Origin of the sequence: Hymenobacter perfusus, assembly GCF_003944765.1 — a bacterium.
In the GTDB taxonomy this organism is placed as follows: Bacteria; Bacteroidota; Bacteroidia; order Cytophagales; family Hymenobacteraceae; genus Hymenobacter; species Hymenobacter perfusus.
The window spans coordinates 656325-668769 of the sequence record NZ_RWIU01000001.1; the positions used below are offsets into that span (position 1 = coordinate 656325).

Sequence of the window (12445 nt, forward strand, 5' to 3'; positions counted from 1 at the left end):
TTTTATCTTTGACCTTTTACTTATCACTTCCGATACTGGTCAATCAGGCGGGCCAAGGCCTTCTGCGACTCCAGCTCCGGGAAGTAATCGAACAGCAGCCGGTGCTTATCGAAATCCAGCACCAGCGCGTTTTCCAGGCACTGGTAGGCTTCGCGGTAGCGGCCGGCCGCCAGCAGGTAGGCGCACAGGCGGTAGTGCAGTTCGGCTTCCATAGGCTGAATTTCCACGGCATTGCGCATCAGGTCGATGGCGCCGTCAAAATTTCCCTGCTCATAGAGCAGAATGCTCCAGTTCAGCCACACGTCTTTATTCTCGGGGCCGACCTCAGAGGCCTTTTCGTAGGCCTCAATGGCCGATACCACGTTGCCAATCTGAAACTCGGCCGCCGCCAAAGCAAGCCAGTATTCCACGCTTTCTGCGTACAGGCCCACGGCCTTGCGGAAGAAGTGAATGGCTTCAAAGTACTTCTCCTGCGCATTCATCACGATACCGATGCCGAACCACGCTTCATCCATCTCCGGATTCAGGTCGATGGCGCGCTGGTAGAACCGGCGGGCCAAGTCCCATTCGGCCAGTTTCTCGTGGCACTCGCCAATGTTGCACAGGGCTTCGGCAGAAGGCTCACCTTCCGGGTGGCTCAGCTCGAACTCCGCAATGGCGGCCCGGTACCGCTCCATGCTCACGTAGGTGCTGGCCAGGTAGCCGTGCGCTTCGTAGAGCTTGCTATCAATCAGCAGGGCGTAGTCGAAGGCACTAACGGCATCATCGAGCTGGTTGGCGCGGAAATAGGCCTGCCCGAGGTTGTACCAGGCCACGGCCGAATACGGGTCCTCATCGGTGAAGCGGCGGAAGAACTCCAGATTTTTTTCCAGTCGTTCGCTCACCTCCAAGCAGTACAGCAGCTCCTGCACGGCAATATCGTTGTCGGGATTCAGGCGCAGGCTTTGCTTGTAATACTTGGCCGCACTCTTGAACTTCTGCCAGCTCTGGTAGGCCAGCCCCAGGTTGAAAAAGATATCATCCCGGTCCTCGGTGCGCTCGGCCGCCTGCTGGAAATAGGCCACCGCCTCGGCAAACTCGCCCTTCTGCGTGGCAATGATGCCGCGCGTCACGGCCACATCCGGGTTGTCGGGGTCGAGGTGAGCCACGTCCTCAATCTGGGTGCTGGCGGCAGCGTATTCGCCCTTCATGGCCAGTACCTGAGAGCGGTCAATGAGCAGCTCCGTGCTGAAGGGATACTGGGCAATGGCCGCCTCGCAGGCTTGCAGGGCTTTATCGTACTGGGTGTTGGACGTATAATGGTCGATGATATTTTCAAAATCGGCCAGATCAAAAAACACGGGCTCGTTGTGGGCTACCATGTCCTCAAACCGGCGCACGGTTGCCAGCACTTCGTCCCGGTCGTCAAAATTCTCGTTCATTCTCATGCGGCTACAATCGGCACGAATCCGCCAAAACGGCAGGGTCCGTGAGTGAGCAGACCAATTTCCCCCTGGAAAGCGGCCCTGCCCTTAATATACAACAACCACACCGGACGTGGAAGCGGTGAGTTGGTGAAATAGTGAGACGGGGAACTGGTGAGTTTACCTCTCTGCCTGTACTAGTTGCGCCGGCTAAACAGCCAACTCACCAGTTCTCCAGCTCACTATTTCACCAATTCCTGACAACACCACCGGATAGTTTCCGGCAAAGGTCGGAACTCCCAGCCCAACTCCCGCCGAATTTTGTCGGCCTGATACTCGGTGGCGCGGCGGCCGGCGCGGGCGGTGTCCTTGGTGATGAGCGGACGGGCTCCCGTCAGCAAAGAGCGAACATGCTCTAGGCGCCAGATAGTTTCGGCGGCCCAGTCGGGCACGGCCGTGGTGGGCGGGCGCTTGCCGAAACAGGTGGCCGCCTGCGCCAGAAACTCCCGCAGCGGCAAGCTGCCCGCGTTCAGCACATACCGCTCCCCGGTGCGGCCGGTATCCAGGGTGAGCCGAATGAGCATTGCCACCACATCCCGCACATCTACCACATTGATGCGTCCTGGCGTGTAGAACCAGTGCTCATCGTACGCATACCGAAACAGGCGCGTACTGCTCCGGTCCCAGTCGGCCGGCCCCAGAATGACGGAAGGATTGACCATCACGGCCTGCAGGCCTTCCGAAACCCCGCGCCATACTTCCAGCTCGCCCAGGTATTTGGAGGTAGCATACGCATTGTGGGCAGCCCCTAAGTCCCATTTGGCCTGCTCATCTATCAGCAACGGGCCGGTAGCCGGTAGTTCCGTTACAGTGGGAGCCGGCCCACTCCCCAAGGCGGCTACCGAGGACACAAAGCCCAGCCGAATCCCCGGCCGTTCCAGGCAGGCATCCACCAGATTGGCTACGCCTTCCACGTTTACCCGCAGCAACTCCTCTTCATCCTGAGGCGCATAGGAAACCAGTCCGGCGCAGTGGAATACGTGCGTTACCCCTTCCAGCGCGTCCCGCAGGCCCAGCGCATCCCGGATATCACCCTGCACCCACTCCACTGCTTCGGCCGCCGGAATTTGGGGAATCTGCTGCCGATATAACGCTCGGACCGGCAGCCCCCGGGCTACCAGCGCAGCCAGCAGAAAGCTCCCCACCAAACCGCTGCCGCCGGTAACAAAAATCATACGGGTAGGGAGTTGCGGCTTGCGGCCGGCGTTACAGACTAGTATTCAGAAGCGGCAGCGCCAGGGCTTTGGGCAGGTAGCTGCTCACCAGCACTTTCGTCCGGATATTTTCCAGATGTTTGAGGTTGTGGGCATCGGTACCCAGCAGATCAACCAGACCGGCGTCAATCAGCTTTTCCGCTACCCGCTTGGCCCCGGCCGAGTAGTAGCCAATCAGGGAGTTCAGATTTACCTGCAGCAGCACACCTTCCTCCCGGATTTTCACCAGGTCCTCGAAGCGGCCGTAGAGGTAAGTATACCGCTCCGGATGAGCCAGCACGGGCTGGTAACCGGCCGCCTTCAGCTTGAATACGGTTTCGGTGAGGTTGAAAGGTTCGTTGATGTACGATGTTTCTACCAGCACCAGCCGTTGCGCCCCGCCGAAGCTTAATAGCTCCTCATTGCGCTCCAAACGGGCCGCGAAGCTCTCATCCAGATAGTATTCGGCGGCACATTCCAGCTGCACGTCGCCGAGGCCGGCCTGGGCAGCGGCCTGCCGTAGCACGGCCAGCGCACTCCGGATATCGTCGGGCGTATTGCGGTAAAAGTCGCCCATCACATGGGGAGTCATTACCAGCTTGTGGTAGCCCAGTTCCCGCAGCCCGCGCAGCAGCTCCAGCGACTGTTCCAGCGTTTCGGCCCCATCATCCAGCCCGGGCAGCAAATGGGAGTGCATATCCACGCCCAGCACCGCCAACGACGACGTTTCCGGAGCCGAAGCCCGACCAAACAATTTCTGCAGAAAGGACATACGTACCGTTACCGCCGCTTAGGAGAACCGCTTACGCAGCCGGCTCAGGAAGCCTTTGGGTGCCGCTCCGGAGTCTTCGTAGTAACCCTGGCCATAGCCGTAGCCATAGCCGTAGCCGTAGCCATAACCATACCCACCGGTGGTCTGGGCGTCGTTCAGAATGGTGGTCAGCTTGGTGAAGCCGTTAGCCCGAATCAGCTTATTGATGTTTTTCAGGAACGACTTTTTGGAATAGTTGGCCCGCACAATGTAAATCGGCACGTCGGCTTTTCGCATAATCAGAATGCCATCCGTCACCAGACCTACCGGTGGCGTGTCAATCATAACTACATCGTACTGCTCATGCAGACTCTTAATCAGCTCATCAAAGCGGGTACTCAGGATAAGCTCAGAGGGGTTGGGAGGCGTGGGGCCGGCCGAGATGAAGTCGAGCGTTGGAATGCTGGTGTGCTGAATGCATTCCTGCCAAGTATGCTTCTCAATCAGAATGGTACTTACGCCTTTCACGTTTTCTGCGTCGAACGCCAGGTTCACCTTAGGCTTCCGCATATCCAGATCCAGAATAACCACCCGCTGATCTGACGCCGCAATGATGCCGGCCAGGTTTACGGTAACAAAGGTTTTTCCTTCCCCACTGATAGTAGAAGTAATGGAAATCAACCGCTTCTTTTTAGAAGTGGAAATGAACTCCAGATTTGTGCGGATAGAGCGGATGGACTCCGAAATGGCCGATTTGGGGTTGCGGTCCACCACCAGCTTCGACACCGCCATTTTTTCCTTGTCGTAGGTCGGAATCACGCCCAGCACGGAGGCACTGGTGTTGCGCTCCAGTTCCCGGATGTTGGTCACGGTATTGTGCATCAGATACCGCACCGCAATCAGGCCCAGGCCCAGCACAATACCGGCCGCCAGGCCGATGGCATACACCATCAGCTTAACCGGTGAAACAGGTACTGTCGGCACAGTCGCCGGGGATAGAATCTGGAAATCCGCCGTTATGCCAGCCATCGAAATACCATATTCAATCTTTTTATCCATCATCAGCATATTGTACTTTTCGTACAATCCCAAAGGCCGAGCAAGGCGTGCCTGCTCCGTTTGCTTCTCCGGCAAACCACCCAATTTGGCTTCTAAATCAGTCTTTTTCTGCGTCATTTTGGCTAACTGGCGCCGAACTAACTGCTGGTTTTTACGCAACAACTCTCGAATAATTGACTTGACGTTGGCAATTTCCGAACGTCGCAGCTTTACTGCGGTAGTTGTTTCCTGATAGGATTTCAGCAGCTGACTCAGATCCAGTTGCAAATCACTCAGTTCAATAATTCGCTGAGTCAGTTGACCATCCTTTATTGTAGACAGCGCCGGAATGGTTTGAAATACGTCGCCGTCCTCACGGTCTGTCAGCCTCTCCTGCTCTATCAGGCGCGCCAACTCAGCCAACATATCTGCCTGCTCCTGCAACTGCTCCTGCTCCAGTTCCTGCGCTGTAAGCTGATTGGTAACTAAATTAGCTTCTGACTTTACATCAAACACCCGGCTACGCTTCACAAAATCCTGCATATTGGATTCTGCCTGGCCCAACTTATTATCGTTAATGTCAATCTGCTTATCAATATAATTGGTAGCGCGGGCCATTGTTTCCTGCTTCCGCAACAGCTTTTCTACCAGATATACTGAGTCAATCTTGTTTACAATATCACGAGCCTTTACCGAGTTGTGGTCGGTGAAAGCAATACTGATGGTACTGGCATCCGGATTTACGATTTCCACCGCCAGGTTTTGGTTCAGATAGCCATTCACTGTGCCATCGTCGTTGATAACGAATGAATAATTGGCGTCCGGATCAGCACTGGCATGTTGCGGGGTCTTATACACCTGTAGGGTAAAACCCGCTGCTTCTATCGGCTGACCATAACTCAACTCACCGGTTTCCGCTGCGCCGCCAGGTAACTGCAACCTGAAACGGTCGTTTTCCAATAGTTGAAAGCCTATTTTCTGGTTGAACATGGCACCCTTCCCGGCCTTGTATTCCACGCGTACTGGCGAAAGGTTGTACAGTTCCGACTCCAGTACTGTACCCTGTACATAGTAGTTTACATCCAGTGCTAATGAGTCTTTCAGGCGCCGATAGATGATATCGGATTTGATGAGTTCAATTTCGCCGGACAGCTTATTAAGGGTTTGTTTCTGCTCAGCCGCCTGCCCAATGTCGCCCAGCAACACCCCTGCTTCCGACTTTTCATCGATTTTCAGGGTGGAGGAAGCTTTGTACAAAGGGGGGGTATAGCGCAGGAACAACCACGAGGCAGTGACTCCCAGCGCAATCAGCAGCAGCATCCACGGCAGGCTCTTGCGCGCTACCATCAGGAGCGTGGTCAGATCGAGCCCGCCGCCTTCTTCCTCTTCCTCCGGTTCGGCTCCTGCGTTACGGATGAGTTCTTCTAATTCAGCGTCTTCTTTCGCCGCCATGTAGCGCTGGTTAATGTCAAAAATTCAATGAAGTAACCTACGCAGCTTACCTAATCTGGGAGATGATAAACACCGTGCTGGCCAAGGCCGACAGTGTACCAATCAGCGTGAACAGCGGCGTGATTTCCTGCAGGTTCTCGTAGAAAGGCCGTCGGATGGGCTCAACATAAACGATATCATTAGGTTCCACCTGCAGATTCGCTCGACGCATTCCATCAATAGTTGTGAGGTCGATAATCTGAACCTGCGGATTCTTCAGGCTGCCCCGAATCAAGCGGATGTTGTCGGCGCGGCCTACCCGGCTCTGGCCACTGGTTCCAGCTGCAGCCCCATCAATACCACCCGCGGCAGCCAGCACTTCCAGCAGGTTCATATTGTCGTTGGTCATTGGAATTACCTGCCCGGCCCCACCAGCCGTAGCGCCCATCACAATAATGCGGTTGTTGGATACCCGCGTCGTCACGAATACATCCTTATAAAACTCGGTGTATTTCACCTGCAGCAGACTATCTGCTTGCAACAGCGTCAGACCAGCTACGCGCTGGTAGTTAACCAGTGGCAGCTTCACCACGCCATCGTGCTGCACTAAGAACTCTGAACTTTGTCCACTACCGCCACGGGCCCCGGAACCCACGGCGCTGCTGCGGCCCGTGCTGCCCGTTGACTGGCGGTTAATTCCGCTGGCACCACCAGTCATGCCGCTTGGCGTTCCGAACAATAACTCCCCGTTAGGGTCCAGGATTCGTTCTCCGTTGTTGGTATACACATGAACTTCCAGGTAGTCGTTGGGCTGAATCAGGTAATTGCGCTCAGCCCGGTTCACTACGTCACGCAGCTTGGCCGTATCAATGCGACCCGCGCCATCGGTCCGGAACAGAATATTCTGCTGCTGAATCCGGCTCGCGCTGCAGGAGCCCAGGAACAAAGCAAGTGGCGCACATAGCAGCCACAGGCTCATAAAACGGTGAAGAAGTAATTTTTGCATGCAAACCGGCTTGTACCGGGGTCAGATTCAGAAGCAACGGCGAAATTCTCCTCTTTAATGAGCAGTTTTTGCCTAAAAACTATCAAAGAAACCGAATTAGCCGGCCCTATCAAAATCGGCAGGCTGTAAGCCCTAATCCTGTACTGGCTTGTGCCGCCGTAAAATCGTACTTTCGCGGACCCAAATCTGACCTCGACAGGTATAGTATGCACCTGCTTGATATTCACTTCCCACCTTCCCACCCCACCCGTTATGGAACTGGTAGCCACTGAAAACCAGACAATGATTGCTCAGATGGTGCGCGACTTCGGTGCGCAGCACATCAAACCCCACATGATGGAGTGGGATGAAACTCAGGAGTTTCCCAAAGATGTATTCCATAAACTCGGCGAGTTGGGCCTGATGGGCGTACTCGTTCCCCAGGAATACGGCGGCGCAGGCTTCGGGTACGTAGAGTATGTGACGGCCATTGCTGAGTTGGCCAAGATTGACGGCAGCATTGGCCTGAGTATGGCCGCGCACAACTCGCTCTGCACCGGTCACATTTTGCAGCACGCCTCCGAGGAGCAGAAGCACAAGTACCTACCCAAGCTGGCCTCCGGCGAATGGATTGGGGCCTGGGGCCTGACGGAGCCGAATACCGGTTCCGACGCCGGCAACATGCGCACGGTTGCCGTGCTCGACGGCGACCATTACGTGCTCAATGGAGCCAAAAACTTTATCACCCACGGCAAAACCGGCAACGTAGCTGTAGTTATTGCCCGCACCGGCGAAGTGGGCGACTCCCACGGCATGACGGCCTTCATTGTGGAGCGCGGCACGCCGGGCTTCGAAGCTGGTCGTAAGGAAAACAAGCTGGGGATGCGCGCTTCGGAAACCACCGAGTTGATTTTCACGGATTGCCGCATTCCCAAGGAAAACGTAATTGGCAAGGTTGGCGACGGCTTTGTGCAGTCGTTGAAGGTGCTCGACGGGGGCCGCATCAGCATTGCGGCTCTGAGCTTGGGCATTGCGCAGGGCGCGTACGAGGCGGCCTTGCAGTACTCCAAGGAACGGTACCAGTTCAACCAGCCTATCAGCAACTTCCAAGGCATCAGCTTTAAGCTGGCCGATATGGCCACGGAAATTGAGGCAGCGTCGTTGTTGACTTACCGCGCGGCCGATATGAAAGACCGGGGCCTGAATGTGAACCGCGAGTCGGCCATGGCCAAGCTGTACGCTTCGGAAGTATCGGTGCGGGTGGCCAATGAGGGCGTACAAATCTTCGGGGGCTACGGCTACACGAAGGATTATCCGGCCGAAAAATTCTACCGTGATGCCAAGCTGTGCACCATTGGGGAAGGCACTTCCGAGATTCAGAAGCTCGTTATTGCCCGCACCATTCTCAAATAAGGCGCGCAGCTCCCGCAGATTTTGCGGCGTTACCGCTGCTTTCCGCGAGTAGCCAAAAAGAGGTTGGCTTGATAATCAGTAGAATCAAATTTTTGAATCTGCAAATTCTCTGATTATCTTTGCGGCCCATCCAGATTGGGGTTCCTAGTTCACTGAAGATATGATCATCGTCCAAATCAAAGAAAACGAGTCGGTTGACCGTGCGCTGAAGCGCTTCAAGAAGAAATTCGAGCGCACGGGCGTTCTGAAAGAGCTGCGTCGTCGCACGTTCTTCCAGAAGCCTTCCATTACGAACCGCAAGCAGAAGCAGAAAGCTATCTACAAGCTGGCAACGTATGGCCCTGACGCCGTTGAGGCGTAACCTACTCGCTTTCTAGCCAGTACGGACGAAAAAACCGGCTGATTTGCCCCTCTGGCGCGAATCAGCCGGTTTTTTCGCGTTCATACAGCTCAGTTTTTTTCTTCCTCTGAATTCCATACATTGGGTATTCGGTGCCAGTTTACCGGACCTTGCGTGTATGGAATTGTTTTTTGATTACCTGCGGTTTGAACGGCGCTACAGCCCTCACACCGTGGTTTCTTACCAGACTGATCTGCGGCAGTTTTCAGCTTATCTGAAAGCGACGTATGAACTCACCGAGCCCGCTCAGGCCGACCACACGCTCATCCGCTCTTGGGTGGTGGAGCTGATGCAGCAGCACCGCGACCCGCGCACCGTAAACCGCAAAATTGCCTGCTTACGTTCTTACTACAATTACTTGCTGCGCACAGGTATCATCACTAAGAACCCGATGCTGCGCATCACCTCGCCCAAAGTAGCCAAGAAGCTGCCCGACTTTGTGCCGGAGGATTCGCTCAATGGCCTGCTCAACTCCTTTGACTTTCCTGACACCTTTGCCGGCGCGCGTGACCAGTTGATTCTGGAGTTACTCTACGGCACCGGCATCCGGCTTTCGGAGCTGATTGGTATCGGGTACGACGACCTGAGTCTGCCGGGCCGGACGGTGCGGGTGACGGGCAAGGGCAACAAGCAACGGGTGGTGCCGCTCAACCCCACGCTGCTGGTAGTGCTGGAACGCTATATAGCGCATCAGCAACGGGAAATTGCCGCTGAAAGCAACGCCCGGCGGGTGCTCCTCGTTACGGATAAGGGAGAGCCGCTCTATGAAAAGTTCGTGTACCGCACGGTAAAGCACTATCTGAGCCAGATAACTACCGCCACGGGACAGCAGCACCCGCACGTGCTGCGCCACTCCTTTGCCACGCATCTGCTGAACAAAGGAGCTGATCTGAACGCCATTAAGGAGCTGCTTGGGCACGCTAACCTGGCGGCCACGCAGGTGTACACGCACCTGAGTATTGACAAGTTGAAATCCGTATTTGAAAAGGCCCACCCAAAGGCCTGATTTGTTTCTTCTTTTACCCTTAACCCCTCGACCCGATGAAAGTACAGATGCAATCGGTGCATTTTGATGCCGACCAGAAACTGCTCGACTTCATCCAGAAGCGTCTCGACAAGCTCGAAACCTTCTACGACCGTGTAACTGAAGGCGAAGTGATTATGCGCCTCAATAACAAGGACGGTATCGACAATAAAACGGTGGAAATTAAGGTGCACGTCCCCGGCACCACGCTATTTGCCCAGGAAGATGCGGCCTCCTTCGAAGCTGCTGCCGACGAAGCCGCTGAAAGCCTGAAGCGCCAAATTACTAAGCACAAAGAGAAGCTGGTGAGCCACTGAGTTGGTAATAACCCATAAGAAAGCCCCGCCTGAAAAAATCAGGCGGGGCTTTCTTATGGCAGTGACTACGGTTTACAGACCGAATTCGGCTTTGATTTTCTCAACGTAGTCGAGCTTTTCCCAGGTGAAGGTTTCCACCGTGCGGGTATTGCCCTGGGCATCCTGCACCTGCTTGGTACCGGCTTCGCGACCCATGTGACCATACGCGGCCGACTCGGCGAAGATGGGGTTCTGCAGGCCCAGACGCTGCACGATGGCATAAGGACGCAGGTCGAAGAGACGCTGCACCTTCTCGGCAATCTGGCCGTCGGTGAGCTTCTCGCCAGTGCTGCCCACGGCGTTGGTGGTACCGTAAGTGGTCACGAACACGCCCACAGGCTGGGCCACGCCAATGGCGTAGGCCACCTGCACCAGCACCTGGTCGGCCACGCCGGCGGCTACTAGGTTTTTGGCGATGTGACGAGCGGCATAGGCGGCCGAACGGTCAACTTTGGAGGAGTCCTTACCGGAGAAAGCGCCGCCGCCGTGGGCTCCCTTACCGCCGTAGGTATCCACGATGATTTTGCGACCAGTGAGGCCGGAGTCGCCGTGGGGGCCACCGATAACGAACTTGCCGGTGGGGTTGATGTGGTGCTTGATATCGGCGGTGAACAGCTGCTGCACCTCGGGACCCAGCTGGGCCTTCACGCGCGGAATCAGGATGTTGATGATGTCCTCCTTGATCTGGGCCAGCATCACGTCCTCATTGGCATCGAAGTCGTCGTGCTGGGTGCTGACCACGATGGTTTCAATGGCCTCGGGCGTGTTGTCGTCGGCGTAGCGGATGGTTACCTGGCTTTTGGCATCGGGACGCAGATAGGTCATTTCCTGACCGGCCTTACGGATGGCCGACAGCTCGCGTAGCAAACGGTGCGAGAGGTCGAGGGCCAGGGGCATGTAGTTGTCGGTTTCCTTGGTGGCGTACCCGAACATCATGCCTTGGTCGCCGGCTCCCTGCTCTTCAGCCGTAGCGCGCTCTACACCTTGGTTAATATCGGCCGACTGCTCGTGCAGGCGGTTCATTACCTCACAGGTATCGGCGTTGAACAGGTACTCCGGCTTGTTGTAACCGATGCGGCGAATCACCTCCCGGATGATGGGCTCGGCATCTACGTGCGCCGTCGATTTGATTTCCCCGGCTACCAGCGCGAAGTCGGTGGTAACCAACGTTTCGCAGGCCACCTTGGCGGTGGGGTCCTGACGCAGATATTCGTCGAGGATGGCGTCGGAAATCTGGTCGGCTACTTTATCAGGGTGGCCTTCCGAAACAGATTCGGAGGTGAACAGGTAGGGCATCAGCTTGAAAATGTAGGAGTACGCGAGGGGCCGGCAGCCCCTGCCCTGCCCCAACAGCTAGCGTGGGCAGGGCCGCAAAGCTACAAGTTTTCCGGCGGTTACTACGTGCTGATTCCCACTTGCCAGCGGGGGAATTCGCAGCTGAGTTCAACCCGCACCAGCACGCTGCGTTTAGGGCAGCATCCTCTACCCTTTGCTTTTGCCAGACCCCGCATGAAAAAACCGTTCCTCCTTAGCCTCGGACTTTGCCTTGCCGCTAGCTTGCCCGGGCAGGCGCAAAAGGCCCGCTCGCCCTACAAAACCCGCTTCGCCGTTGATGCCCCAGTTACGGCCGGCCTGGGGGCACTTAGCATTACGGGGCTATTGCTGGTGCAGCAGAAAGACGGGCTGACCGATGCCCAACTGGCCGCCCTCAACAAAAACGACATTCCCAAGTTCGACCGGTTCTCGGCGGGCTATTACAGTGACAAGGCCCAGACGGCCGGCGACCTGATTGTGTATCCGTCGTTGGTAGTAATGCCGGCACTGCTGGCCCTGGATGCTGACGTGCGCGGGCGCTACGGGCAAGTGCTGGGGCTGTATCTGCAAACGATGCTGGCCGCCGACGCTACCTTCACCATGAGCGTGGGCAACATCACCCGCTACCGGCCCTTCCTGTACGGGACGCAGGGCGGCGGCGACCGGAACAGTAAGATTTCCACTAACTCATTTTTTGCCGGGCACACGGCACATACGGCAGCGGCCACCTTCTTCGCGGCTAAGGTGTACCACGACTTCCACCCCGATTCCAAGCTGCAGCCCTTCGTCTGGACGGCGGCAGCACTGGTTCCGGCCGCTGAGGGCTACACTCGCATCAAGGCCGGCAAGCATTTTCTATCCGATAACATTGTGGGCTACGCAGTGGGCGCTACGGCCGGTATTCTGGTTCCCCAGCTGCATAAAAAGTCCAATGGGCTGAGCGTATTGCCAGTACAGGGCGTGAACGTGAACGGTTATGCCTACAGTGGCTTATCGTTGACGAAGCAGCTATAGTACCATACTTTTCTTCTCAGTAGTACTCAGGTAAACTGCCCACTCAGGTTACCTCAACGGTAA

The 12445-nt window shown here is 56.1% G+C and carries 11 protein-coding genes; 5 read left to right on the forward strand and 6 right to left on the reverse strand.

What is annotated here, in order from left to right:
- Window positions 1-23: 23 nt before the first annotated feature.
- From EI293_RS02905 to EI293_RS02925, 5 genes are all read right to left on the reverse strand, one after another.
- The gene (locus EI293_RS02905; protein WP_125435505.1) at window positions 24-1421 is read right to left on the reverse strand and encodes a tetratricopeptide repeat protein; all 1398 of its coding nucleotides are present in this window, start codon (window positions 1419-1421) and stop codon (window positions 24-26) included.
- Window positions 1422-1645: 224 nt separating this feature from the next.
- Complete coding sequence (locus EI293_RS02910) at window positions 1646-2638, reverse strand: NAD-dependent epimerase/dehydratase family protein (protein ID WP_125435507.1); 993 nt, start codon at window positions 2636-2638, stop codon at window positions 1646-1648.
- Window positions 2639-2669: 31 nt separating this feature from the next.
- Window positions 2670-3428 (reverse strand): tyrosine-protein phosphatase, encoded by a 759-nt coding sequence (locus tag EI293_RS02915; RefSeq protein WP_125435509.1) that lies wholly within the window; start codon window positions 3426-3428, stop codon window positions 2670-2672.
- Window positions 3429-3446: 18 nt separating this feature from the next.
- A complete protein-coding gene (locus EI293_RS02920) occupies window positions 3447-5897 on the reverse strand; it encodes a polysaccharide biosynthesis tyrosine autokinase (protein ID WP_125435511.1) in 2451 nt (816 codons plus the stop codon).
- A gap of 46 nt (window positions 5898-5943) precedes the next feature.
- A complete protein-coding gene (locus tag EI293_RS02925; protein ID WP_170170216.1) occupies window positions 5944-6855 on the reverse strand; it encodes a polysaccharide biosynthesis/export family protein in 912 nt (303 codons plus the stop codon).
- A 279-nt stretch (window positions 6856-7134) separates the two neighbouring features.
- Between EI293_RS02925 and EI293_RS02930 the strand changes: the two genes are divergently transcribed.
- From EI293_RS02930 to hpf, 4 genes are all read left to right on the forward strand, one after another.
- A complete protein-coding gene (locus tag EI293_RS02930; protein ID WP_044003322.1) occupies window positions 7135-8274 on the forward strand; it encodes an acyl-CoA dehydrogenase in 1140 nt (379 codons plus the stop codon).
- A gap of 160 nt (window positions 8275-8434) precedes the next feature.
- Window positions 8435-8635, forward strand: coding sequence for a 30S ribosomal protein S21 (rpsU, locus tag EI293_RS02935; RefSeq protein ID WP_044003323.1), 201 nt, complete (start codon window positions 8435-8437; stop codon window positions 8633-8635).
- Between the two features lie 157 nt (window positions 8636-8792).
- Window positions 8793-9680, forward strand: coding sequence for a tyrosine-type recombinase/integrase (locus EI293_RS02940; protein ID WP_125435515.1), 888 nt, complete (start codon window positions 8793-8795; stop codon window positions 9678-9680).
- Between the two features lie 35 nt (window positions 9681-9715).
- On the forward strand, window positions 9716-10015 hold the full coding sequence (hpf, locus tag EI293_RS02945; RefSeq protein WP_125435517.1) for a ribosome hibernation-promoting factor, HPF/YfiA family: 300 nt from the start codon (window positions 9716-9718) through the stop codon (window positions 10013-10015).
- A 72-nt stretch (window positions 10016-10087) separates the two neighbouring features.
- On the opposite strand, the gene metK is transcribed toward hpf, so the two are convergent.
- Window positions 10088-11350, reverse strand: coding sequence for a methionine adenosyltransferase (gene metK / locus EI293_RS02950; protein WP_125435519.1), 1263 nt, complete (start codon window positions 11348-11350; stop codon window positions 10088-10090).
- Between the two features lie 213 nt (window positions 11351-11563).
- Here metK and EI293_RS02955 point away from each other — a divergent pair, with 213 nt between their 5' ends.
- Window positions 11564-12382, forward strand: a complete 819-nt coding sequence (locus tag EI293_RS02955) for a phosphatase PAP2 family protein (RefSeq protein WP_125435521.1) — start codon at window positions 11564-11566, stop codon at window positions 12380-12382.
- Window positions 12383-12445 lie beyond the last annotated feature (63 nt).